We start from the raw sequence: 23305 nt of genomic DNA, 5'->3' as shown, positions 1-23305 counted from the left end.
GGGGAACGTGCGGGATATGTAGGTGTCAGGTACTGTGGGAGCGCTCCCACGAGTGATGAGTTGAAGAGTCGTCGCTTCCGAGCGGGGTGTCAAGGGACCGGACGCGGAGGGATGCGTTCAGTTATCGGAGTGTTAACTGGGCCGCACCGGGCGCTCGCTGCCGCTCGTCGCTCTGGCCAGGACTGTTAGATTCCAGCCAACCGGAATTGCTGTCGAGAGAGGCGGAGCCATGGCAAGCCACGGAGGGCGGGGCCGGGGCGGGGGACGGCCCACGCTCGAAGAGGTCGCCGCCCGGGCCGGGGTCGGACGCGGCACGGTCTCCCGGGTGATCAACGGCTCGCCCCGGGTCAGCGACGCCACCCGCGCCGCGGTCGAGGCGGCCGTCGCCGAACTGGGCTACGTCCCCAACACCGCCGCCCGCGCCCTCGCGGCCAACCGCACCGACGCCATCGCGCTCGTCGTCCCCGAGCCGGAGACCCGGTTCTTCGCCGAGCCCTACTTCTCGGACATGCTGCGCGGGGTCGGCTCCGAACTCTCCGACACCGAGATGCAGCTGGTGCTGATATTCGCCGGCAGCGACCGGGAGCGCCGGCGCCTCGCCCAGTACCTCGCGGCCCACCGCGTCGACGGCGTGCTGCTGGTCTCGGTCCACGCCGACGACCCGCTCCCCGACCTGCTGGCCCAGCTGGAGATCCCGGCCGTGATCAGCGGCCCGCGCTCGGCTGGCGAGACGCTCACCTCGGTGGACTCGGACAACTACGGCGGGGCCCGCTCGGCGGTGGAGCACCTGGTGAGCCGGGGCCGCCGCCGCATCGCGCACATCACCGGACGGCTGGACGTCTACGGCGCCCAGCGGCGCGTCGACGGCTATCGCGCGGCCCTGCGTGACGCGGGCCACGCGGCGGACGAACGGCTCATCGAGACGGGCGACTTCACCGAGGAGGGCGGCCGGCGCGCGATGACGGTCCTGCTCGACCGGCACCCCGATCTGGACGCGGTCTTCGCCGGCTCGGACGTGATGGCGGCGGGCGCCCGGCAGGTGCTGCGGGAGGCGGGCCGCCGCATCCCCGACGACATCGCCCTGGTCGGTTACGACGACTCGGCCATCGCCCGGCACATGGACCCGCCCATGACCAGCGTCCGCCAGCCCATCGAGGAGATGGGCCGCGCCATGATCGATCTGCTGCTCACGGACATCGCCGACCGCCGCCCGGCCGCTTCCCGTGGCCTGGACCGCCGCCAGGCGGTCCTGCCGACGGAACTGGTGACACGCGCGTCGTCATGAGGCGCACCAGCTGTGCGGGGCGGCCGGGGGCGAGGTGGGCGTTCTCGTGACGCGTCCCCACCGGGACCCACCGCCTCGGGCGCGGGTTCACAGCGCCGGGGACGAAGAGCCTTTGGGCGCGGGCCCGCAGCGGTGGGGCGGGCGCGCCGGCGGGGGCGGGGAGCGCCGGGGTGTCGCTGGCCGCCCGCCGCGACGACGCGACGTACTCCGCGGCGTCGAACGCGGGGGCCGGTGGATCCGGCGTGCGGGCACGCAGCGCCGCAGCCATCGGGGCGCCCGGCGAGGTGCGTGAGCGGCGGCCGGGCGGTGCCGGGCGGCCGGGTCGCCGTCGGCGACGCGGGCTCCCGTCGAGCGGCGTACCCGGCGTCCGGGCGGTGCCGTCGTGGTGATCCGCGTGCCCGGAGACCACTGCGGGGCCCCGTCATCGACGGGGCCCCGGTTGTGCCGCGTACCGGCTGGGCGAAGGCGTGGCCCTGCGGCGGGCCGGCACGGCCGGAGCCGTACCGCGGTCAGCGAAGCGGGCGCCGGCCGCGTACCCGGCGTGCGGACCGTGGCGCCGCGCGACCGGCGCGACCGGAGACCCGCACGGATCCGTCGCCGACGTGGCCTGCTGCTACGCCGCGTACCTGGCGTCGGCCGGCACGGCGGGGGCCGAGGAGCAGGTGCCGGTGCCGCTGGGGATGTCGCGCAGACGGAGCCGGTCCGTGTATGTGGCGCTGTCGCGTACGACGGTGAGCTGGGCCTGGGTGACCAGGCCGGTGCACAGGTCGTCCTCGTCGCAGACGGGCAGGTACCCGATCCGGGCGCCGGCCATGACGGACAGGGCCGTCTCGACGGTCATGTCACCCCACGCCTTCGGGCCGGACGGGTCCGTGGCATCGGCCACCGCCGCGTCGAGGGGTGTCGCGCTCGCCGGGTGGAGCTGCGTCATGACGGCTGCCAAGGGGTGCCTCCTCGATGGGGTGGTGGTGTCCTGCTGGTGAGGCTGTCTAGGCAGCCGTCTCCGAGGTGGACCGCCGCCGCGCGGGCCGGCGGGCCGACTGCGAGGGGCGCCCACGCCGGGAACGGGAGTTGGTGCCGCGCTGCGGGCGCTCGGCCACCGGCGCGGTGATGACGACCGGCACGCCGGAGGGGGCCTGCGCGCCGGTGATGCGGTTCAGCTCCGCCTCTCCGGGCCGGACCTGGGTGATGTGCGGGAGGATCCCGGCGTTCGACATCAGGTGCGTCATGCCGCGGCGCTGGTTGGGGGTGACCAGGGTGACGACGCTGCCGGACTCGCCCGCCCGGGCCGTACGGCCGCCGCGGTGGAGGTAGTCCTTGTGGTCCGTCGGCGGGTCGACATTGACGACGAGGTCGAGGTTGTCGACGTGGATGCCGCGGGCGGCGACGTTCGTGGCGACGAGGACGGTGACGTGCCCGGTCTTGAACTGGGTCAGCGTCCGGGTGCGCTGCGGCTGCGACTTGCCGCCGTGCAGCGCGGCGGCCCGCACTCCGCTGTTGAGCAGGTCCTGGGTCAGCCGATCGACGGCGTGCTTGGTGTCCAGGAACATGATCACGCGGCCGTCGCGGGCGGCGATCTGTGTCGTGGTGGCCTGCTTGTCGGCGCTGTGGACGTGCAGCACGTGGTGCTCCATCGTCGTGACCGCACCGGCCGACGGGTCGACCGAGTGCACGACCGGGTCGGTCAGGTAGCGGCGCACCAGCAGGTCGACGTTGCGGTCCAGGGTGGCGGAGAAGAGCATCCGCTGCCCTTCGGGGCGTACCTGGTCGAGCAGGGCGGTGACCTGGGGCATGAATCCCATGTCGGTCATCTGGTCGGCCTCGTCCAGGACGGTGATGGCGACCTGGTTCAGCCGGCAGTCGCCGCGCTCGATCAGGTCCTTCAACCGTCCGGGAGTGGCGACGACGACCTCGGCTCCGCCGCGCAGCGCGGCGGCCTGGCGGCCGATCGACATACCGCCGACGACCGTGGCCAGCCGCAGCCTGACCGAGCGGGCGTACGGGGTGAGCGCGTCGGTGACCTGCTGGGCCAGCTCGCGGGTGGGGACGAGGACCAGGGCCAGCGGCTGCCGCGGCTCGGCGCGCTGCCCGGCGGTCCGGGCCAGCAGGGCCAGACCGAACGCCAGGGTCTTGCCGGAACCGGTGCGCCCGCGGCCCAGCACGTCACGGCCGGCGAGCGTGTTGGGGAGGGTGGCGGCCTGGATCGGGAACGGCACGCTCATCCCCTCGGCGCGGAGGGAGGCCAGCAGCTGCTCGGGCATGTCGAGGTCGGCGAACGCCTCGACGGCGGGCAGCGCCGGGGTCTGGGTCACGGGCAGGGCGAACTCCCCCTGCACGGAGGTCCGGCGGGCCGGGCCACCCGAACGGCTCGGCTTGCCGGAGCGGCCGGAACCGCCCCAGCGGGCGGCGCGGTCGGAGCCGCCGGTCGAACGGTTGCGGGAGCGCTCGGACGTACGTGTGCGGTTCATGCGGAACCTTCCTCGATATGGCTCGTGTCAAGGAATTACCGCGGAAGAGAGCCGCACGGAGAATCGCGAGAACGGGCCAGAATGAAAACAGCAGCGAAAGGGAATGCGGCCGGGAGAAAAAGCCGCGATCGCTGGAGAAAAAAGTGACGGCAGGGGTCGTCGGCCGGGATCGAAGCTCATACGGAACATGTGTCCGGAGCAGGATCGGCACACCCACTGCGCGTGAGCCCGCGGTTCAGGGCCTGTCACATGGGGCAGGCGCCGGGAGCGGGGGAGGGCTGTGCACGGATACTCCATGAGCTGGGGCCCGCACCCCTAGGTGCGGGCCCCAGCTCACGAATGCGCGTGTCAGGCGGGAACGATGTTCTCCGCCGTCGGGCCCTTCTGGCCCTGCGCGATGTCGAAGTTCACCTTCTGGCCTTCGAGCAGCTCGCGGAAGCCCTGGGCGGCGATGTTCGAGTAGTGGGCGAAGACGTCGGGGCCGCCACCGTCCTGCTCGATGAAGCCGAAGCCCTTTTCCGCGTTGAACCACTTCACGGTGCCAGATGCCATGTCAAATCTCCTTCGGGGCAGTGCCCGGAGCCCACACTGTGCGGACTCCGCGTCGCCGCGATGATCGCCCCTCCGGAAAGCTTGGAGTTACTGGGAACCACAACTGCAACTGGAAAGGACACTAGCACGGCGGTGATGGTGCTGCCGGGTGACTAATCCCTCCCGACCCGCCTGTTTGAAAAATTCTGACCTCGAATCACGCTGAATTCTTGCTTCCCGACTACAGATATTCGCTCACCCCGGGGGCATGTCCCGCGAGGGGGAGGAGGGTCGTGCGGGAGGGGCGCGAGGGGGTGGGCCACCCGGCCCTTCCGTCATCGGGAACGCATGAAAACGATCAAGGGCTGACCCGGTTCTCCGGGTCAGCCCTTGATCTTCGAGGGTGAGTGACGGGACTTGAACCCGCGACATCCTGGACCACAACCAGGTGCTCTGCCAGCTGAGCTACACCCACCATGACCGGCGGTGGAACTGTCGTTTCCCCGACCGGCCGAGAAGAAGTCTACAGGGTCCGAAGGGATGCTCGCGCACACGTTTTCGCGCGGGCGCCCACGCGGACCCGGGGCGGCTGCCGGAGGTCTACTGCGCGGGCAGGACGTGCCGGGCGGCGATCGCCCTCGCGGTGTCGGAGTCCGGGCCGGGCTGTGGGACGAAGACGGCCTCGCGGTAGTAGCGCAGCTCGGCGATCGACTCGCGGATGTCGGCGAGGGCCCGGTGGTTGCCGTTCTTCTCGGGGCTGTTGTAGTACGCCCGCGGGTACCAGCGGCGGGCCAGCTCCTTGATCGAGGACACGTCCACGATCCGGTAGTGGAGGTAGCCCTCCAGCGTCGGCATGTCCCGGAGCAGGAAGCCGCGGTCGGTGCCGACGGAGTTGCCGCACAGCGGGGCCTTGCCGGGCTCCTTGACGTGCTCCCTGACATAGGCGAGGACCTGCTCCTCGGCGTCGGCCGGCGTCGTGCCCCGCTCCAGCTCGGCGAGCAGCCCGGACGCGGTGTGCATCCGACGCACCACCTCCGGCATCGTCTCCAGTGCCCGGTCCGGCGGCCGGATGACGATGTCCACCCCCTCGCCGAGTACGTTCAGCTCGGAGTCGGTGACGAGGGCGGCCACCTCGATGAGCGCGTCGTCCGACAGCGAGAGGCCGGTCATCTCGCAGTCGATCCACACCATGCGATCGTTCATGCGACCACCCTAAAGCTGACGTCGGCGTTTGGATGCCCCGCGTCGGTGCGGGCCCTCGCGCGCACGCGCACGAGCAAGGGGGACGGAGTCGTACTCCGTCCCCCTTGCTCCGGCTTTCTCCCGCCGCCCGCTCAGCCGCCGCTGCGCGGGCCCGGGAGCAGGCCCACCGCGCCGGCCGTCGCCCGGCGGCTCTGCATCGGCACCCCGCCGTCCCGCTCCGAGTGGAGCAGGGCGGCCGCCCCGCTCATCGGTCCGGGACCGGGCAGGCCCATGGGCGATCCGTGCTGGCCGGGCGGCGCCATCGCCGGCTCGGCCTCACCCGGCCGGTCGCCCTGCGGGCGGCGCGCCCGGTAGGCGGCGCGGTAGGCGGCGGGGGACGAGCCGAGCTGGCGGCGGAAGTGCCCGCGCAGCGCGACCGGTGAGCGGAAACCGCACCGGCCCGCCACCTCGTCCACCGAGTAGTCCGACGTCTCCAGCAGCCGCTGGGCCTGGAGCACCCGCTGCGTGATCAGCCACTGGAGCGGGGCGCTGCCGGTGAGCGAGCGGAACCGGCGGTCGAACGTACGGCGGCTCATATAGGCGCGTGCCGCCAGTGTCTCCACGTCGAACTGCTCGTGGAGGTGTTCCAGCGCCCAGGCGACGACCTCCGCGAGCGGGTCGGCGCCGATCTCCTCGGGTAAAGACCTGTCGAGGTAGCGCTCCTGTCCGCCGCTGCGGCGCGGCGGGACCACCAGGCGCCGGGCGAGCGCGCCGGCCGCCTCGTTGCCGTGGTCCGACCGCACGATGTGCAGACACAGGTCGATGCCCGCCGCCGTGCCGGCCGACGTCAGGACGTCGCCGTCGTCGACGAACAGCTCCCGCGGGTCGACGTGCACGGACGGATAGCGCTTGGCCAGCGTCGGCGCGTACATCCAGTGGGTGGTCGCCGGGCGGCCGTCCAGCAGGCCGGCCGCCGCGAGCACGAACGCGCCCGTGCACAGGCCGACGATGCGGGCCCCCTCCTCGTGCGCCCGGCGCAGCGCGTCGAGCGCGTCCTCCGGTGGCGGTGAGGTGATCGAGCGCCAGGCCGGTACGACGACCGTTCCGGCGCGTGAGATGGCCTCCAGCCCGTGTGGCGCGGTGAGTTCCAGGCCCCCTGTGGTCCGCAGCGGGCCTTCCTCACCGGCACACACCAGCAGGCGGTAGCGCGGTACTCCGGCGTCCTGGCGGTCGATCCCGAACACCGAAAGCGGTATGGAACTCTCGAAGATGGGACCGCCGCTGAACAGCAGCACCGCGACGATCTCCTTGCGTCGTCGCCCGGAAAGCTTCCGGGCCGCGGCGTCCGGCGCGGCAGTGGAGTCGTGGCTCATCCTGCTAAGCCCCCCTCGGTGGTCGCGGCTCCTCGGTCGTGTCGCTCCTGCACGTTTCCCCTCGGTCCTGCACGAGTCCCCCGCCGTAAGACAGTCAAGATCGAATTTACTGGCTCCCGCGTGACCACGGTGACCAGTTGCCCACGCGGCACATTGTCGACATGGCAACTTGGCGTGAAGCATTCGATCACGAAGCGTTGCACTCGTGAGACGCACAGGGAAGTGCGCCTTGTCGCGGTGGCCAAACCGCGTAGGGTGCGCAGCGGCCCGTGGACCCTTTCCGTGCAGGTGGAACGGGGGTTGGGGGGAGTTCGGGACCCCCTTGGGGCGGTATCCAGAAGTTGGCTGAAAAGCAGCGCTCGAAGGTACGGAAACAGGTCAGTCGACCGGTGTCTGTCCCCGGGTGTGCCGCCGGCCCCTTTGCGCGGCGCAACGCTCGGCGCACCGCTCGGAGCGGCGCAGCAGCCACCGGCAGACGGCCGTGACGGCCGTGAGGCCCAGTGCGGTGCCCGTGGTGCCGGCCAGCGAGGTGCCGAACCAGAGGAGGACCACCGGCACGAGCACACAGCTGAAGGCTGCCCAGCGGATCACATCACTCACGGTGTCCGGTGCGGACCGCGGGTCGCGAGGGGACCGGGGTGCGGGCATCTCGTACTCCCTGTGGCGGTGGTTCACCCCGGTTCAACGCCCGTCCGGCCGGTCGGTCACCGGCGGCGCGGGAGTGAACCCCGGGCGAACCGCCTGTACGGGGCAGCGACCATTGCGTTACGGGCGCGGCTCGTGCATGCTCCGGTGAACCCCTGCGGATGTCGGGGACCGCTTACGGAGCGTGCGCGGGATCTGGGCTCAGGAGGCTTGCCGCCGTACCCTTGTGGGTAAGGGCTTGGGAAGATGTTTCCCGGACACAGCTCCGCCGCACTTCCGCCGCACACTGTCCCCCCATAAAGGATCACGACGCCGAGACAGTCATGGCCGGTCACGAATTCTTCGAACCAGCGGACCGCAAGCGGTCGGTCGCCGATCCCACGGCGGCCGATCCCCTGGCGGCGGCAGACTCACGCCCGTCCTGCGATCCCGCCTTCCGGCACGGAGTGGTCGTCGGCTTCGACGGCTCCGACTCCAGCGAGCGCGCCCTCGCCTACGCGATCGGCATGGCCCATCGCTCCCGTTCCGGCCTGATCATCGTGCACGTCGCCAACCGGCTGCCCACCACCGTGTGGGCCGGCTGCGAGCCGCCCGTCTTCGTCGACGTCCCCGACCACCGCACCGAGGTCCTCGGGCTCGAACTGGCCTGCGCGGACTATCTGGCCGAGGTGCCCTGGATCCTGGTCGAGCGCGGCGGCGACATCTGCCATGAACTCGAAGAGGTGGGGCGGGAGTACGAGGCGGACGCGATCGTCGTGGGCTCCACGCACGGCATCGTCGGCCGGATCTTCGGCTCCGTCGCGGGGCGGCTCGCCAAGCGGGCGCGGCGGCCCGTGATCGTCATTCCCTGACCGTCGCGCGCCCCGACGGCCTCACACACCGTCAACTGCCTTGCGCCGGCGCGAAACTACTCGTGCGTAGAGGTGGTTCGCGCCCCTGCGCAGGGCATATAGCGGTCACCGCACCACACTCACGCAGGGCAGGCGCCGGCCCGCGCCCGCTCCGTGGCGTGCCGCCGGCCGGGGGGTGACGGCCACCGGCCGATGGACCGCGGCACGGGAAGGACCCCCACGTGCTGGGTGGCACACGTGGGGGTCCGTTCCGCCGCCTACTCGACCGTGACCGACTTGGCGAGGTTCCTCGGCTTGTCGATGTCCCGGCCCAGGGCCTTGGCCGTGTGGTAGGCGAGGAGCTGGAGCGGGATGCCCATCAGGATCGGGTCCAGCTCGTCCTCGTTCTTCGGGACGATCACCGTCTGGTCGGCCTTCTCCTGGTCCCGGTGGGCCACCGCCAGGATCCTGCCCTCGCGGGCCTTGATCTCCTCCAGGGCCGCGCGGTTCTTCTCCAGCAGGTCGTCGTCGGGGACGATGGCGACCGTGGGCAGGGCCGGCTCGATGAGGGCCAGCGGACCGTGCTTCAGCTCGGAGGCGGGGTAGGCCTCGGCGTGGATGTAGGAGACCTCCTTGAGCTTCAGGGAGGCCTCGCGGGCCACCGGGTAGCCCCGGACGCGGCCGATGAAGAGCATCGAGCGGGCGTCGGCGTAGCTCTCCGCCAGCTTCCTGATCTCCTCCTCCTGCGCCAGGATCTCGGAGATCTGCCCCGGCAGCCGGCGCAGGCCCTCGATGATCCGCTTGCCGTCGCGGACGGAGAGGTCGCGGGTGCGGCCGAGGTGCAGGGCGAGCAGCGCGAACGCGACCGTGGTGTTGGTGAAGCACTTGGTGGAGACGACGCAGACCTCGGGGCCCGCGTGTACGTAGATGCCGCCGTCGGCCTCGCGGGCGATCGCCGAACCGACCACGTTGACCACGCCGAGGACGCGCGCGCCCTTGCGCTTCAGCTCCTGCACGGCGGCGAGGACGTCGTACGTCTCACCGGACTGTGACACCGCGACGTACAGGGTGTCGGGGTCCACGACCGCGTTGCGGTAGCGGAACTCGGAGGCGGGCTCGGCGTCGGCGGGGATGCGGGCCAGCTCCTCGATCATCTGGGCGCCGATCATGCCCGCGTGGTACGAGGTGCCGCAGCCGAGGATCTTGACGCGGCGGATCCGCCGGGCCTCGCGGGCGTCCAGGTTGAGCCCGCCGAGGTGCACGGTGGAGAACCGGTCGTCGATGCGGCCGCGCAGCACGCGGTCCACGGCGTCGGCCTGCTCGTGGATCTCCTTGTGCATGTACGTGTCGTGGCCGCCCATGTCGTACGACTCGGCCTCCCACTCCACGGTGGTGGGCTCGGCCGTCGTGCGGGTGCCCTCGGTGGTGTAGGTGCGGAAGTCGTCCGCCTTGAGGGTGGCCATCTCGCCGTCGTCGAGGGTCACTATCTGCCGGGTGTGGGTGACCAGCGCGGCGATGTCCGAGGCGACGAACATCTCCTTCTCGCCGATGCCGAGGACGACCGGGGAGCCGTTGCGGGCGACCACGATCCGGTCCGGGAAGTCGGCGTGCAGCACGGCGATGCCGTACGTCCCCTCGATCAGGTGCACCGCCTGGCGGACCTTGTCCTCCAGCTTCTCGGCCTGGGAGCGGGCGATCAGGTGGGTGAGGACCTCGGTGTCGGTCTCGGAGAGGAACTCGGCGCCGTCCGCCTCCAGCTTGCGGCGCAGGTCGGCGGCGTTGTCGATGATGCCGTTGTGCACGACGGCGACCTTGTGGTCGGCCGACATGTGCGGGTGGGCGTTCACGTCGGAGGGGGCGCCGTGGGTGGCCCAGCGGGTGTGGGCGATACCGGTGGTGCCCTTGAAGCGCGCCGGGACCTTGACCTCCAGGTCGCGCACCCGGCCCTTGGCCTTGACCATCTTCAGGCCGGGCGTCTTCGGGGAGGTGACGACGATGCCCGCGGAGTCGTAGCCGCGGTACTCCAGGCGCTGCAAGCCCTCCAGCAGGAGGGGCGCCACGTCACGCTTCCCGATGTATCCGACAATTCCGCACATGTAAGAGATATCCCTTGGGTGTCGCTGGTCCGGTACGGCCGGTTCTCAGCCGTAGACCATGCGGCGCAACTGCCTGAGCGTCAGCTCGGGCGGCGCGACCGCGCGGTATTTCAGGTCCGCCTCGATCCGGCCGAAGATCTCCGTGTTCACCAGGCCCTGGGCCTGGAGTTCACGGTGGCGGCGGCGGACGTACTCGGGGGTCGTCTCGTCGAAATAGGCGAGGACGTCCTGGACCACGCGCAGCGCCTCGCCCCGGCTCAGGGGCGTGGACCGCGTCAGATGATCAACGAGTTCGTCGTGCACCCGGTAGATCCTGGAGTACCGGCGTCTCTTTCGCAAGAATCGTGCCCGATTCCGGGCAGACGCCAGTTGGATCTCTTATGGTGCTCTGTTCGCAAGCTGTCCATCCTGCGTCTTGCGCATCGTCGCCCGGACAGACGAGTTTCAGACGCCATGGACATACCTCGCATGGGCGTTCCCGAGAAGCTGGCCGAGCGCATGAGCATGGCCGAGCAGCACGAGTATCTGCGCGCCCGCTTCTCCCGGCGCTCGATGATCAGGGGCGGCGCCGTCACGCTGGGCGCCGTCGCGGGCGGCGCGTTCGTGCCCGGCGCCACCGCCCAGGCGGCCGTGCCGACGCGGCACACCGCTCCGGCCGCCACCCCGGTCGACGGCGCGCTCGTCGCCCCCTTCGGCCGCCACCTCGCGTACGGCAACGACCCGCGCACCGAGATCACCGTCTCCTGGCAGGTCCCGGTCGCCGTCAAGAAGCCGTTCATCCGCATCGGCGCCCACCCCTGGGACCTCTCCCGCAGGATCGAGGCCGAGGTCCGCACCCTGTACACCCCGGCCGGCGTCGGCGCGAGCGGCGACCACACGCAGTACTACCTGCACGCCCGGCTCACCCACCTGCGCCCCGGCCGGACGTACTACTACGGCGTCGGCCACCAGGGCTTCGACCCGGCCCGGCCCCACCTGGCGGGCACCCTGGGCACCTTCACCACCGCCCCCGCCCACAAGGCGCCGTTCACCTTCACCGCCTTCGGCGACGAGGGCGTCGGCTACCACGGCCTGGCCAACAACTCCCTCCTCCTCGGCCAGAACCCCGCCTTCCACCTGCACGCCGGTGACATCGCCTACGCCGACCCGTCCGGCGCGGGCAAGACCACCGACACCGGGTTCGACGCGCGCACCTGGGACCAGTTCCTCGCCCAGACCGAGTCGGTCGCCAAGCAGGTCCCGTGGATGCCCGCCTACGGCAACCACGACATGGAGGCCTGGTACTCGCCCAACGGCTACGGCGGTGAGGAGGCCCGCTGGAGCCTCCCCGACAACGGGCCGGACAAGAAGAACCTGCCGGGCGTCTACTCCTTCGTGTACGGCAACACGGCCGTCATCTCGCTCGACGCCAACGACATCTCCTTCGAGATCCCGGCGAACCTGGGTATATCCGGCGGAACCCAGACCAAGTGGCTCGAAGGCCAGCTGAAGAAGTTCCGCGCCGCGAAGGACGTCGACTTCGTCGTCGTCTTCTTCCACCACTGCGCCTACTGCACCTCCACCGCGCACGCCTCGGAGGGCGGGGTGCGCCAGGAGTGGGTGCCGCTGTTCGAGAAGTACACCGTGGACCTCGTCATCAACGGCCACAACCACCAGTACGAGCGCACCGACGTCATCAAGGGCGGCAAGGTCGCCAAGAAGCTCCCGATCGGCGGCACCGCCTACCCCGAGACCGAGGGCGTGGTCTACGTCACCGCCGGCGCGGCGGGCCGCAGCCTGTACGCCTTCAGCGCCCCGGACTCCTACGAGGGCCACGAGCACGAGACCGACTCCGTGGCCTCGTTCGTCAACACCAAGGAAGGCAAGGTCAACGAGACCGTCGCCTGGTCCCGGGTGCGCTACCTCGACTACTCCTTCCTGCGCGTGGACGTCACGCCCGCCCCGAAGGGCCGGCAGACCACACTGACGGTCTCGGGCATCGCCGAGACCGGCGACCGCGTCGACCACTTCACGGTGTCCCGCAGGGCGAAGTAGCGGAAGGGCCACGCCGCGGCGGGTGGCAGGCGGTTCTCACGGCCTGCCCGGCCGTCGGGGGTCCGCCTCCCCGGCCGGGGGGCGGCTGCGCGTCCGGTGGGCGGGGGCCGTCGCCCGCCGCGCAGCCGCAGCAGCGGTGGCGCCGTAGGGGTAGCCGCGGTGCCGGTGCCGTAGCGGTAGCCGTCGCGCGGCGGTGGCTCCGCCGTACCGGCGGCACCTCCGCCGGTGCGGCGGCATCGTCCCGTCCCGCTCCAACTTCCGCCGCGTCGGGGACGATTCGGCCGTTGTGCGGGACAGTGGGGGGCCCGGTCGCGTCCGATGGCCGGGTTCCCCCGAAGGGAGCGCATGTGAGTCGGAAAAACCGTGGCACGACCTCCCGGACATCCCGCGTTCTCGGATCCGCGCTGCTTCTCGCGGCCGGTGTCCTCACCCTCGGCGCGACCCCCGCCGCGCCGGCCGTGGCCCCCGTCCCCCTGGACCGGGTCGTCCCGGCGCCCGCCTCGGCCGCGCCGGGCGGCACCCCGTACCGCATCACCCGCGCGACCGGCATCCGCGTCGACGGCTCCGCCGAGGTGCGCCGTGTGGGCGCCTACCTGGCCGGCATCCTTCGGCCCTCCACCGGCTACCCGCTCCCGGTCACCGACCACGGCAGCGGCGGCGTCCGACTCCACCTGGCCGCAGGGGAGTTCGGCGCCGAGGGGTACCGGCTGCACAGCGGCGCCGACGGCGTCACCGTCACCGCGAGCACCCCGGCCGGCCTCTTCCACGGCGTCCAGACGCTGCGTCAGCTGCTGCCGCCCGCCGTGGAGAACAGGACCGTGCACAGCGGCCCCTGGCTCGTGGCCGGCGGCACCGTGCGGGACCGCCCCCGGTACCCCTACCGGGGCGCCATGCTGGACGTCGCCCGGCACTTCTTCACGGTCGCCCAGGTCGAGCGGTACATCGACCAGCTGGCCCTGTACAAGATCAACGAACTGCATCTGCACCTCAGCGACGACCAGGGCTGGCGCATCGCCGTCGACTCCTGGCCGCGCCTGGCCTCCCACGGCGGCTCCACCCAGGTCGGCGGCGGCCGGGGCGGCTCCTACACCAAGGCGGACTACCGGGAGATCGTCCGGTACGCGGCCTCCCGGTACCTGGAGGTCGTGCCCGAGATCGACATGCCCGGCCACACCAACGCGGCCCTCGCCTCCTACGCGAAGCTCAACTGCGACGGCGTGGCACCGCCGCTGTACACCGGCACCGCCGTCGGCTTCAGCTCCCTGTGCGTCGCGCGGAAGGCGACGTACGACTTCGTGGACGACGTCGTCCGGGAGCTGGCCGCCCTCACCCCGGGCCGCTATCTGCACATCGGCGGTGACGAGGCGCACTCCACCCCCCACGCCGACTACATGACGTTCATGGACCGCGTCCAGCCGGTGGTGGCGGCCCACGGCAAGAAGGTCATCGGCTGGCACCAGCTCACCGGCGCCCGTCCCGCCCGCGGCGCCCTCGCCCAGTACTGGGGCCTGGACGGCACCGGCGCGGCGGAGAAGGCGCAGGTCGCGAAGGCCGCCCGGAACGGCACCGGCCTGATCCTGTCCCCGGCCGACCGCACCTACCTCGACATGAGGTACACGAGGAGCACCCGGCTCGGTACGGACTGGGCGGGCCTGGTGGAGGTGAGGCGGGCCTACGACTGGAACCCGGGTGCCTACCTGCCGGGCGTGCCCGCGGCGGCCGTCCGCGGTGTGGAGGCCCCGCTGTGGTCGGAGACGCTGCGGAAATCCGCCGACCTCGAGTACCTGGCCTTCCCCCGGCTCGCCGGCACCGCCGAACTGGGCTGGTCACCGGCGGCCACCCACGACTGGAACCGCTACCGCACACGGCTGGCCGCGCAGGGCCCGCGCTGGGACGCCCTCGGCGTCACCTACTACAGGTCGCCCCAGGTGCCCTGGCCGAGGCGATGACCGGCGGCGGAGAACGCGTCCCGAACGGGGTGCAACCCTTCACCCGGCGCCGGTGTTCTCCTGGATGATGGATGAGAAGGCCGAGCGGCAGCTGACCGAACTCCTGGCGGCGGACCTCGACGACGGCTTCACCGAGCTGGTCAGGGTCCACGGCAGGGCGGTGTACACGTTCCTGCTCCGGGTCTGCGGCTCGGCCACCGAGGCCGACGACCTGGGGCAGGACGCCTTCCTGCGCGCCTACACGGCCTTACAGGACTACGGTCCCGAGCGCCGGCGGGACCTCAGGCCGCGTGCCTGGCTGCTCACCATCGCCGCCAACGTGTGGCGCAACCACCTGCGCACCTGTTCACGCCGGCCCGCCCTGGCGGGGGTCCCCGTCGAGGACACCGCCGACGCCTGGGCCGACCGCAGTCCGGGGCCGGAGGAGCGGGCCGCGCTCGCCGACGACCGGCGCCGGCTGGTGACGGCGCTGCTGGAACTGCCGGAACACCACCGCACGCCCGTGGTGCTGCGCCATGTGGTGGGTCTGAGCTACACGGAGGTGGCCGAGGTGCAGCGGTGCGCGGTCGGAACGGCCAAAGCACAGGTGTCCCGGGGTCTGAAGAGTCTGCGCCGGCTGCTGGAGCCGGAGACAGCCGTGCTGGAGGAGGTGACGACATGAGGACTGACCGCGAGGTACCGCGCCTCGACGCGGAACGGTCCGGCCTGGCCGGGCTCGCCACGGAGCCACCGGCGGACTTCGGTGTGCGCGTGCTGCGGCGCACCGGCGTCCCGCGCGAGATCTACGACACCTATGTCCGCCTCGACACCGCCGTCGGCGGTCTCTTCGTGGCGGCGAGCCCGGACGCGGTGACCGGGGCCGCGCTGGACACGGGCGGACTGTCCGCCACGGTCTTCGAGGAACTGCACCGCGCCCGGACCCGGCGTTCGGCCCTGCGGTCGGCCAGGCCGTTCCCGGGGGTGACCACGGCGCTGCGGACCGGCCGCGCCCGGCGGCTGCCCATCGACCTCTCCCCGCTCGGCCCGGCGGACCGGGCCGTGCTGGAGGCGGTCCGCGCCGTCCCCGCCGGGCAGCTGCGCCCGGTCGGCTGGCTCGCCAGGGAGGCCGGGGTGGCACCGGAACGCGTGGTCGGCGCCCTGGCCCGCAACCCGGCCGCGGTGCTGATCCCCTGCCACCGCGTGACGTACGACAACGGCACACCCTGCGACGCCGGCCACCTCCCCGCGGTAGGGGACGCGCTGCGCGCCGCGGAGGGCGTCGACCTGCTGCGGGTGGCGGAACTGCACCGGCGCGGCGTGGTGTTCCTCGGCAGCGACACGACCCGTATCTACTGCCATCCCACGTGCGCCCACGCCCGCCGCATCACCCCGCCCCACCAGGTGCCGTTCCGTACCGCGCGGGAAGCCGGCCGGGCCGGGTACCGCGCCTGCAAGAGCTGCCGGCCGGTCGCGGTATGACGGCCATCCGAACCCGACGGTCACGATCCACACGGAGTTGTTGTGCGAACCAGTAACATCCCCGGCGACACCACGGCGGCGGTCGCGGTCCATCCCACGCCGCTGGGGCCGCTCGTGCTGGCGGCCACGGCCGACGCCCTCGTGCTGTGCTGCTACGGCACCCCCGAGACCGGTGTCGCCCGCCTCACCAGGGCGGGGCTGCGCACCGTCGAGGAGGAACACGCGGACGCGGGTGCCCGCGCGGTGCTGGCGGAGACCCGGACCCAGCTCGACGCCTACCTCACCGGCGCCCGCCGTGACTTCACCGTGCCGGTGGACCTGCGGCTCGCCACGCCCTTCAGCCGGCTGACCGTGGCGGCGCTGGACGCGTTCGTGCCGTACGGGCGCACCGCGACCTACGCGCAGCTGGCGGCTGCGCTCGACCGGCCGCGGGCCGCCCGCGCGGTCGGCACGGCGCTCGGCGCCAACCCGGTCTGCGTCGTCCTGCCGTGCCACCGGATCGTCGGTTCCACGGGCAGCCTGACCGGGTACGCGGGCGGTCTGGCGGCCAAGCAGTTCCTGCTCGGCCTGGAGTCCTGGCACGACGGCCTGACCGGAGAGCGGGAGCCGGCAGAGCTGCCCACCGGCCTGACGGCCCCCTGACCGGTGGGCGTCGGGAGATCCCCCGTCACCGGCGCCCACCTCCCCTTCCCCGTGTCCCTCGTACGACCTCCCGCACCCGGAGAGCTGAGCGCGTGAACGCCTACGACACCCCGTCCCTGCCCGGGCTCGACGAGCCGGCGGCCCTCGACGAGCCGGCGGCCCTCGACGAGCCGGCGGCCCTCGACGAGCCGGCGGCCCTCGGCGGGCCGGCCCCCGCCGCCGATGGGCTGCCCGCACTGCGCCGGCTCGACTGGCCCGCCCTGGCCGCCGAACTGGACGCGGAGGGTGTCGCGCTCACCCCGCCTCTGCTCTCCGCCGACGAGTGTGCCCGGCTGCGGGACATGTTCGACGAGCCGGGGCTGTTCCGCAGCACGGTGACGATGACGCGGCACCGGTTCGGTGAGGGCTCGTACCGCTACTTCGCCCGTCCGCTGCCCGAACCGGTGGCGGCGCTGCGCCGGGAGCTGTACCCGCCCCTGGCGCGCATCGCCACCACCTGGGCCGCGCGGCTCGGCGAGCCGGAGTTCCCCGGCCGGCACGAGGACCTCGTCGCGGCCTGCGCCGCCGAGGGCCAGCACCGGCCGACGCCCCTGCTGCTGCGTTACGGGCAGGGCGGCTACAACTGCCTGCACCAGGACGTCTACGGCGACCTCACGTTCCCGCTCCAGGTGGCGGTGTTGCTGGACCGGCCGGACGAGGACTTCACCGGCGGCGAGAGCGTGTTCGTGGAGCAGCGGCCGCGCGCCCAGTCCCGGCCCCTGGTGCGGCGGCCGGCGCAGGGGCAGGGGCTGATCTTCGCCGTGCACCACCGCCCGGTGCGCTCGGCGCGCGGCTGGAGCCGGGTGATGCTGCGGCACGGGGTCAGCGCCGTCACCAGCGGACAGCGGCACGTGCTCGGCGTGATCTTCCACGACGCCCGCTGAAGCGCCGCCGCGGCGAACCCGTGTACGACCGCTGCACCGGCCCGGTTCTGCCGCCTCGCTCCAGTGAACCGGCAGTCTCCGCAACGCCGCTGGTCAGCGCCGCCGCTCCCGCTCGTGGAACTGCCGCTCCGGCTGGAGTGCCGCTGGAGATCCGCAACAACACGGTTACGTACGGTCGCTGTTGCGACGGCAGGAGGGGTTCGGGACCTGCCTCGTACCACTGTCAATCCGGCGAGTCACCGTAAGGAGCAGTGGCACACATGCAGCACGTACAAGGGGCACGGGACACCCCAGCGGAGCGGGAAGACCGGCCGGAAGCGGGGGCCAAGCCGTCGAGCGGCTCCTCCTACCGGCTGGGCGCGGCTCTGCTGCAATCGCTCGCGCAGGAGATGAACGCACTCGCCGAGCAGGCGTCCGCGCTGTTGAGTACGCCCCCGGAGAACCTGTCCCTGGACGCGGACGTGTTCGTCCAGATCGCCCGCAGGAACGTTCCACGCTGGCACTTCGCCATGCTGAACGACACCGAGCGCAACGACGGGCTCGTCGCCGCCCTGGAGCGGGGCATCCCCGCGGGGGCGACCGTGCTGGACATCGGCTCCGGCAGCGGACTGCTCGCCATGGCCGCGGCCCGCGCCGGTGCGAGCAAGGTGTACACCTGCGAGATGAACCCGCTGCTGGCCGAGATCGCCCGCAACGTCATCGACGCGCACGGCCTGTCCGACGTGATCACGGTGTTCGGCAAGCCGTCCACGGAGCTGGACGCCGAGCGCGACCTCGGCGGCCGGGTGGACGTCCTCGTGTCGGAGATCGTCGACTGCGGCCTCATCGGTGAGGGCCTGCTGCCCTCGGTGCGCCACGCCCGCGAGCACCTGCTGGCTCCGAACGGCATCATGCTGCCGTCGGCGGCCCGGCTGCGCGGCAGGCTGGTCAGCAGCGAGGCGGTGCTGAAGCTCAACCAGGTCACCACGGCCGGCGGTTTCGACGTCTCGCTCATGAACACGGTCGCCACCCGTGGCCACTTCCCGGTACGGCTGGACACCTGGCCCCACCGCTTCCTGTCCGAGGCGGCGCCGGTGCTGGAGTTCGACCTGGCGCGCGACGCCCTGGAGCCCGGCGAACGCACCCTCACCCTGCCCGCCACCGCCGACGGCGAGGCACAGGCCCTGGTGGTCTGGTTCGAGCTGGACATGGGCAACGGCGTCGTCCTGTCCAACCCGCCGGACAACCCCGGCTCGCACTGGATGCAGGGCTGGGTCCCGCTGGAGAAGCCCGTACCGACGAAGGCGGGCGAGACGGTCTCCCTCCGGCTCCGCTGGAGCGACTTCACGCTCCGCGTGAGCCTCTGACACGGCCTCGGCCGGCGCCCGCGCGGCACCGGCGGCCGAACCTTATTCGATTAGGACCAGGGAGCAAGCGATGAGTCACGTCCCCGCGCACGTCCCGTTCGAGCTGAGCGGCACCGAGCTGCGCGACGCGGTGGTGCAGTACGCCACCGCCCCGATCTACCACGACAACCTGGACTGGCTGAACCACGACAACCCCTACCGCCGCCAGCTCAGGCCGCAGGTCCTGCCCCATCTGGACTACGACAAGATACCGGGCCGGGAGAACATACTCGACTACTCGAGCCTGGCCGTGCAGCGCCTGCTGACCTCGATCTACGAGGCCGACCTCGTGTTCTTCCCGAAGTCCGGCCTGAAGGGCAAGGAGGAGGACTTCCGGGCGTTCTACAGCCCCGAGAACCGCGCGCTCGGCGAGCGGATCCGGCCGGCGCTGGAGCGCTACGCCTTCGGCTTCCTCGACGAGGAGGTGGAGACGTCCGGGAACTGGACCGCCGAGAGCCTGGACGCCTACCTGGACTCGCTGGACACCAGCGGCGGCCAGGAGCAGTCGCCGGCCGAGAAGGCCATCGCCAACTCCACCGACCCGCAGCGGGCGGCCCGGATGTGGCTGGTGCAGTTCGCGCCGGACTTCCTCTCCGAGGCCTCGCCGATGATGCGCAACGTCCTCGGCTACTACGGCCCGGCCCAGTCCGAGTGGTTCAAGGTCGTCATCGACGAGTACGGCTACGGCGTCCACGACACCAAGCACAGCACCCTGTTCGAGCGGACCCTGGAGTCGGTCGGCCTCGAGTCCGACCTGCACCGGTACTGGCAGTACTACCTCAACAGCAGCCTGCTGATGAACAACTACTTCCACTACCTGGGCAAGAACCACGAGCTGTTCTTCCGCTACGTCGGGGCGCTCTACTACACGGAGTCCTCCCTGGTCGACTTCTGCCGCCGCGCCGACCAGCTGCTGCGCGACGTCTTCGGCGACTCGGTGGACACCACCTACTTCACCGAGCACGTCCACATCGACCAGCACCACGGCCGGATGGCTCGGGAGAAGATCATCAAGCCGCTGGTGGAGGCCCACGGCGAGGGCATCATCCCGGAGATCGTGCGGGGCATCGAGGAGTACCGGGTGCTCCTGGAGGTCTCCGACTTCGACTTCTCCGAGCAGATCTCGTGGATGGACGACCAGCCCGAGCTGAAGAAGCTGCACGACCCGGTGTTCGAGGGCCTGGGCAAGATCGACGCGCCCGTGGCGCACATCGTCGAGCCCCGCGGCGAGCTGTCCAACACCCACTGCCACGACGGCGACGAACTGTGCCACATCGTCTCCGGCACCATGCGCTTCGAGAGCGGCCTGGGCTCGTCGCTCACGCTGGAGGCGGGCGAGGGCGTGGTCATCCGGCGCAACCGGCTGCACGGTGCCAACATCGAGTCGGACGAGTGCGTGTACGAGATCCACTCGGTGGGGGACTACCGCAAGTGCCTGTCGTGACCTTCTCCGCCGCGGGGCGGGACAACTGCGTCGTCGTCGCCGGGACACCGTACGTCTACGCGACCGTCGGCGGCCGGGGCTTCGTGATGCGGGCCCAGTGCCCGCACCGCGGCGGCCCCCTGCACCTGGCCGATGTCGCCGAGGACGGTGTCCGGCTCGTGTGTCCCTGGCACGAGCGCAAGACCTCCGTGGCCCGGATGCGCGGGGAGATCCCGGCCGTACGGGTGGGCGAGCGGGTCACCGCGGTCTTCCCGGACCGCCCGCCCGCCCGGGGCTGGCCCGCGGACCCGACGGCCTGCGGCGGGGTGACCCTGGAGCACCGGCCGCTGACCCCCGCGCTCACGCGTGCGCGCGTGAGCGCCGGCTGACCTGCCGGCGACTGCAACGACCCGGGGCCGGCCGGTGTTCTACAGACGGCCGGTACGCGCGCGCCGGGGGCCCGGCACGGCCCCCGGCGCGCGTACCGGACCACGAGTGATCACATGCGAGGAGAGCGGAACATGGGCACGGACGGTGGCAAGCCGTTGCTGCTGCTGATCGGCAGCAGCGCCCGGCGCAGCCGGGAATTCATCCTTCGGTCGGTGAGCCGGCGCTACGCGCTCTGGCTGCTCCAGCCGGCCCAGGTGACCTGGGAGGAGCCCTACGTCGTCGGCAGTACCTCGGTCGACAACACCCGTCCCGACCTCCTCGTAGCGGCGGCCCGGCAGGTGGCCGCCGAGCACGAGGTGGCCGGCGTGTTCTGCTACGACGAGGGCCTGGTCACCCCGGCCGCCCACGTGGCGCAGGCGCTCGGACTGCCGGGCAACTCCCCGGAGACCGTCATCGCCTGCCGCGACAAGAACGCCACCCGGGTGGCGCTGGAGCGGGCCGGGGTCGCCCAGCCCGCCTCCATCGGCGTGCGTTCCCTGGAGGAGGCACGGCAGGCGGCCGAGAAGATCGGCTTCCCGGTCGTCCTCAAGCCCCGGGGCCTGGCCGGTGGCATGGGCGTGCGCCGGGCCGACGGTCCCGGTGACGTGGAGAGCGCCTACCGGGCGGCGTCCGGCGCCTCCTACCCGGGCGTTCCGGTCTTCGAGGTGTCGGTGCTCGTCGAGGAGTACGTCGACGGCCCGGAGATCAGCGTCGACGCCGTCTTCTTCGAGGGCGAGGGCACCCCGCTGGCGGTGGCCCGCAAGAAGGTGGGGCTCGCGCCCTTCTTCGAGGAGACCGGCCACGAGGTCGACGCGGCCGACCCGCTGCTGACCGACCCCCAGCTCCTTCAGGCGCTGCGGGCCAGCCACGCCGCGCTCGGCTTCCACACCGGCGTCAGCCACACCGAGTTCCGCCTCACCGCGGACGGCCCGCGCCTGATGGAGGTCAACGCCCGCCTCGGTGGCGACATGATCCCCTTCCTCGGCGAGCTGGCCACCGGCGTCGACGTGGCGCTGGCCGCGGCCGACGTCGCGGCCGGCCGGCGCCCGGAGACGACGGCGACCCGGCGGCGGGCCGCGGCGATCGCCTTCCTGTACCCCGAGCGGGACACCGAGATCGAGTCGGTGACCGTGCACGAGGACCGGTTCTCGCCCGACGTCCACAGCGCCGACGTGATGGCCGACCCGGGAGCCGTGCTGCGGCTGCCGCCGCGCGGCTACATCTCCCGCTACGCCCGGGTCATCACCCTCGCGGACTCGGTCGAACAGGCGCGGGCGGCACTGCTGCGGGCGCCGGAGATCGTCGAACTCACGGGCCGCCCGGTGGAGGAGTCCCCCTGATGAGCCCCGGAAAGACCTCGTCCGAACCCGGGAGGACCGGCCGGCCGTCGATCGTGCAGACCCTGCGGGGGATCCCGGGCCCCATCTGGCTCGTGCTCGTCGGCATGCTGGTCAACCGGCTCGGCAACTTCCTCCAGATCTACCTGGTCCTCTACCTCACCGCGAAGGGCTTCTCCGCGACCGAGGCGGGCCTGGCGCTCGGTGCCTACGGCGTGGGCTCGGTGGTCGGCGTGCTGGTGGGCGGCACGGCGTCCGACCGGATCGGCTACGCCTGGACGATCGTCGGCTCCATGGCGCTCGCCGGGCTGGGCACGCTGAGCCTGCCCCACCTGCACACCCTGCCCCTGATCATCGCGGTGGCCGCGGTCATCGGGCTCCTGGCGCAGATGTACCGGCCGGCCTCCTCAGCGCTGCTGGTGGAGCGCACCCCCGAGGACCACCACGTGATGGTGTTCGCCGTCTACCGGATGGCGTTCAACCTGGGCACCACGGTCGGCCCGCTGCTCGGCGCGCTGCTGATCAGCCACTCGTACGACCTGATCTTCTACCTGGAGGCGACGGCCCAGCTGGTCTTCGCCGCCTTCGCCCTGATCCTGGCGCGCTCCGGGGGCGCGGCCCGCCCGGCCGGACACGACGCGGACGGCCCCACCCGGTCGTACGCCGCCGTGCTGCGCGACACCCGCTACATGGTGTTCCTGCTGGCGCTGTTCCTCAACGCCGTCGTCTACATCCAGCACACCTCCGCGCTGCCGCTCCAGATCAAGGCCGACGGACACGGCGTCACGTTCTACTCCAGCCTGCTGTCGCTGAACGCCGTCATGGTCATCTCCCTGGAGCTGCTGTTCACCAAGTACGTGCAGCACCTGCCCGGCAAGGTCGCGGTGGCCCTCGGCGTCGGCCTGGTCGGCGTCGGGATGAACCTGTACGTGGCCGGACCCAGCATGGCCATGTACGTCGTGGCGACCGTGGTGTGGACGTCGGGCGAGATGATCGGCACACCGACGGCCTCTGCCTGGCCGGGCAAGGTCGCCCCCGGGCACCTGCGGGGCCGCTACATCGCGGCCGCCGCGTTCCCCATGCAGATCGGTTACGCCATCGGCCCCGTGCTCGGCGTCGCCGCCTGGCAGGCGTCGTCGTCCTCCGTGTGGTGGCTGTCCGGGCTGCTGACCGTGGGCGCCGTGGCCGCCGTCCTCTTCGGCATGGGCGAACGGCCCGCGGACGCGGCACCCGGCGCCACCGCCCCGGCCGACGGGACCGCCCCGGCCGACGAGCCGGCCGGACCGGTCGCCGCCGACACTCCCTGACCCGTCCC

Annotated in this window: 21 protein-coding genes and 1 tRNA gene; 13 read left to right on the top strand and 9 right to left on the bottom strand. The window is 72.0% G+C overall.

Annotation, left to right across the window (positions count from 1 at the left end):
• Window positions 1-229: 229 nt before the first annotated feature.
• Window positions 230-1285, top strand: a complete 1056-nt coding sequence (locus tag ACGFT1_RS27630) for a LacI family DNA-binding transcriptional regulator (RefSeq protein WP_373911699.1) — start codon at window positions 230-232, stop codon at window positions 1283-1285.
• A 613-nt stretch (window positions 1286-1898) separates the two neighbouring features.
• Here the strand turns inward: ACGFT1_RS27630 and ACGFT1_RS27625 are convergent.
• The 7 genes from ACGFT1_RS27625 to ACGFT1_RS27595 all read right to left on the bottom strand — a co-directional run bounded on the left by ACGFT1_RS27625 (window position 1899) and on the right by ACGFT1_RS27595 (window position 7487).
• The gene (locus tag ACGFT1_RS27625; protein WP_373911698.1) at window positions 1899-2228 is read right to left on the bottom strand and encodes a CBS domain-containing protein; all 330 of its coding nucleotides are present in this window, start codon (window positions 2226-2228) and stop codon (window positions 1899-1901) included.
• A gap of 46 nt (window positions 2229-2274) precedes the next feature.
• The gene (locus ACGFT1_RS27620; RefSeq protein WP_373911697.1) at window positions 2275-3753 is read right to left on the bottom strand and encodes a DEAD/DEAH box helicase; all 1479 of its coding nucleotides are present in this window, start codon (window positions 3751-3753) and stop codon (window positions 2275-2277) included.
• A 348-nt stretch (window positions 3754-4101) separates the two neighbouring features.
• Window positions 4102-4305: a cold-shock protein gene (locus tag ACGFT1_RS27615; RefSeq protein WP_077060004.1), complete on the bottom strand. Its 204-nt coding sequence runs from the start codon at window positions 4303-4305 to the stop codon at window positions 4102-4104.
• Window positions 4306-4686: 381 nt separating this feature from the next.
• Window positions 4687-4759 (bottom strand) — tRNA-His (locus tag ACGFT1_RS27610).
• 125 nt (window positions 4760-4884) lie between these two features.
• Window positions 4885-5487 carry an oligoribonuclease gene (gene orn / locus ACGFT1_RS27605; protein WP_373911696.1) on the bottom strand — a complete coding sequence of 201 codons (603 nt, stop codon included), beginning with the start codon at window positions 5485-5487 and terminating at the stop codon, window positions 4885-4887.
• 131 nt (window positions 5488-5618) lie between these two features.
• Window positions 5619-6839, bottom strand: a complete 1221-nt coding sequence (locus ACGFT1_RS27600; RefSeq protein ID WP_373911695.1) for a helix-turn-helix domain-containing protein — start codon at window positions 6837-6839, stop codon at window positions 5619-5621.
• 378 nt (window positions 6840-7217) lie between these two features.
• The gene (locus tag ACGFT1_RS27595) at window positions 7218-7487 is read right to left on the bottom strand and encodes a hypothetical protein (protein WP_373911694.1); all 270 of its coding nucleotides are present in this window, start codon (window positions 7485-7487) and stop codon (window positions 7218-7220) included.
• A 320-nt stretch (window positions 7488-7807) separates the two neighbouring features.
• Between ACGFT1_RS27595 and ACGFT1_RS27590 the strand changes: the two genes are divergently transcribed.
• A complete protein-coding gene (locus ACGFT1_RS27590) occupies window positions 7808-8335 on the top strand; it encodes a universal stress protein (protein WP_373911693.1) in 528 nt (175 codons plus the stop codon).
• A gap of 257 nt (window positions 8336-8592) precedes the next feature.
• Here the strand turns inward: ACGFT1_RS27590 and glmS are convergent, their stop codons facing one another.
• Entirely contained in the window at window positions 8593-10410 is a 1818-nt protein-coding gene (glmS, locus tag ACGFT1_RS27585) for a glutamine--fructose-6-phosphate transaminase (isomerizing) (protein WP_373911692.1), read from the bottom strand.
• A 45-nt stretch (window positions 10411-10455) separates the two neighbouring features.
• Entirely contained in the window at window positions 10456-10713 is a 258-nt protein-coding gene (locus ACGFT1_RS27580) for a hypothetical protein (protein ID WP_373911691.1), read from the bottom strand.
• Window positions 10714-10878: 165 nt separating this feature from the next.
• Here ACGFT1_RS27580 and ACGFT1_RS27575 point away from each other — a divergent pair, with 165 nt between their 5' ends.
• The 11 genes from ACGFT1_RS27575 to ACGFT1_RS27525 all read left to right on the top strand — a co-directional run bounded on the left by ACGFT1_RS27575 (window position 10879) and on the right by ACGFT1_RS27525 (window position 23297).
• Entirely contained in the window at window positions 10879-12444 is a 1566-nt protein-coding gene (locus ACGFT1_RS27575; RefSeq protein ID WP_373911857.1) for a purple acid phosphatase family protein, read from the top strand.
• A 347-nt stretch (window positions 12445-12791) separates the two neighbouring features.
• Window positions 12792-14393, top strand: a complete 1602-nt coding sequence (locus ACGFT1_RS27570) for a beta-N-acetylhexosaminidase (protein WP_373911690.1) — start codon at window positions 12792-12794, stop codon at window positions 14391-14393.
• 64 nt (window positions 14394-14457) lie between these two features.
• Window positions 14458-15054: an RNA polymerase sigma factor gene (locus ACGFT1_RS27565; RefSeq protein ID WP_373911689.1), complete on the top strand. Its 597-nt coding sequence runs from the start codon at window positions 14458-14460 to the stop codon at window positions 15052-15054.
• The gene (locus ACGFT1_RS27560; protein WP_373911688.1) at window positions 15051-15851 is read left to right on the top strand and encodes an MGMT family protein; all 801 of its coding nucleotides are present in this window, start codon (window positions 15051-15053) and stop codon (window positions 15849-15851) included. The genes ACGFT1_RS27565 and ACGFT1_RS27560 overlap by 4 nt, the downstream gene beginning before the upstream one ends.
• A gap of 42 nt (window positions 15852-15893) precedes the next feature.
• Entirely contained in the window at window positions 15894-16493 is a 600-nt protein-coding gene (locus tag ACGFT1_RS27555; protein WP_373911687.1) for a methylated-DNA--[protein]-cysteine S-methyltransferase, read from the top strand.
• 92 nt (window positions 16494-16585) lie between these two features.
• A complete protein-coding gene (locus ACGFT1_RS27550) occupies window positions 16586-17416 on the top strand; it encodes a 2OG-Fe(II) oxygenase (protein ID WP_373911686.1) in 831 nt (276 codons plus the stop codon).
• A 260-nt stretch (window positions 17417-17676) separates the two neighbouring features.
• Window positions 17677-18762, top strand: coding sequence for a 50S ribosomal protein L11 methyltransferase (locus tag ACGFT1_RS27545; RefSeq protein ID WP_373911685.1), 1086 nt, complete (start codon window positions 17677-17679; stop codon window positions 18760-18762).
• Window positions 18763-18832: 70 nt separating this feature from the next.
• On the top strand, window positions 18833-20245 hold the full coding sequence (locus ACGFT1_RS27540; RefSeq protein WP_373911684.1) for an iron-containing redox enzyme family protein: 1413 nt from the start codon (window positions 18833-18835) through the stop codon (window positions 20243-20245).
• Window positions 20242-20613 carry a Rieske 2Fe-2S domain-containing protein gene (locus ACGFT1_RS27535; protein WP_373911683.1) on the top strand — a complete coding sequence of 124 codons (372 nt, stop codon included), beginning with the start codon at window positions 20242-20244 and terminating at the stop codon, window positions 20611-20613. Before ACGFT1_RS27540 ends, ACGFT1_RS27535 begins: the two co-directional genes overlap by 4 nt.
• A 132-nt stretch (window positions 20614-20745) precedes the next feature.
• Window positions 20746-21993 carry an ATP-grasp domain-containing protein gene (locus ACGFT1_RS27530; RefSeq protein ID WP_373911682.1) on the top strand — a complete coding sequence of 416 codons (1248 nt, stop codon included), beginning with the start codon at window positions 20746-20748 and terminating at the stop codon, window positions 21991-21993.
• Window positions 21993-23297 (top strand): MFS transporter, encoded by a 1305-nt coding sequence (locus ACGFT1_RS27525; RefSeq protein ID WP_373911681.1) that lies wholly within the window; start codon window positions 21993-21995, stop codon window positions 23295-23297. The genes ACGFT1_RS27530 and ACGFT1_RS27525 overlap by 1 nt, the downstream gene beginning before the upstream one ends.
• The last annotated feature ends 8 nt before the right edge of the window (window positions 23298-23305 follow it).

Source organism: Streptomyces sp. Y20 (genome assembly GCF_043195475.1).
In the GTDB taxonomy this organism is placed as follows: Bacteria; Actinomycetota; Actinomycetes; order Streptomycetales; family Streptomycetaceae; genus Streptomyces.
This window is presented reverse-complemented; position numbering and strand designations above follow the sequence as displayed.

What these genes read in the sequence shown, in the direction of transcription:
- ACGFT1_RS27530 (WP_373911682.1), top strand. Translation starts at nt 20,746, where the DNA reads ATGGGCACGGACGGTGGCAAGCCGTTGCTGCTGCTGATCGGCAGCAGC.
- glmS (WP_373911692.1), bottom strand. Translation starts at nt 10,410, where the DNA reads ATGTGCGGAATTGTCGGATACATCGGGAAGCGTGACGTGGCGCCCCTC.
- ACGFT1_RS27630 (WP_373911699.1), top strand. Translation starts at nt 230, where the DNA reads ATGGCAAGCCACGGAGGGCGGGGCCGGGGCGGGGGACGGCCCACGCTC.
- ACGFT1_RS27560 (WP_373911688.1), top strand. Translation starts at nt 15,051, where the DNA reads ATGAGGACTGACCGCGAGGTACCGCGCCTCGACGCGGAACGGTCCGGC.
- ACGFT1_RS27525 (WP_373911681.1), top strand. Translation starts at nt 21,993, where the DNA reads ATGAGCCCCGGAAAGACCTCGTCCGAACCCGGGAGGACCGGCCGGCCG.
- ACGFT1_RS27590 (WP_373911693.1), top strand. Translation starts at nt 7,808, where the DNA reads ATGGCCGGTCACGAATTCTTCGAACCAGCGGACCGCAAGCGGTCGGTC.
- orn (WP_373911696.1), bottom strand. Translation starts at nt 5,487, where the DNA reads ATGAACGATCGCATGGTGTGGATCGACTGCGAGATGACCGGCCTCTCG.
- ACGFT1_RS27565 (WP_373911689.1), top strand. Translation starts at nt 14,458, where the DNA reads ATGATGGATGAGAAGGCCGAGCGGCAGCTGACCGAACTCCTGGCGGCG.
- ACGFT1_RS27540 (WP_373911684.1), top strand. Translation starts at nt 18,833, where the DNA reads ATGAGTCACGTCCCCGCGCACGTCCCGTTCGAGCTGAGCGGCACCGAG.
- ACGFT1_RS27575 (WP_373911857.1), top strand. Translation starts at nt 10,879, where the DNA reads ATGGGCGTTCCCGAGAAGCTGGCCGAGCGCATGAGCATGGCCGAGCAG.
- ACGFT1_RS27595 (WP_373911694.1), bottom strand. Translation starts at nt 7,487, where the DNA reads ATGCCCGCACCCCGGTCCCCTCGCGACCCGCGGTCCGCACCGGACACC.
- ACGFT1_RS27545 (WP_373911685.1), top strand. Translation starts at nt 17,677, where the DNA reads ATGCAGCACGTACAAGGGGCACGGGACACCCCAGCGGAGCGGGAAGAC.
- ACGFT1_RS27620 (WP_373911697.1), bottom strand. Translation starts at nt 3,753, where the DNA reads ATGAACCGCACACGTACGTCCGAGCGCTCCCGCAACCGTTCGACCGGC.
- ACGFT1_RS27600 (WP_373911695.1), bottom strand. Translation starts at nt 6,839, where the DNA reads ATGAGCCACGACTCCACTGCCGCGCCGGACGCCGCGGCCCGGAAGCTT.
- ACGFT1_RS27615 (WP_077060004.1), bottom strand. Translation starts at nt 4,305, where the DNA reads ATGGCATCTGGCACCGTGAAGTGGTTCAACGCGGAAAAGGGCTTCGGC.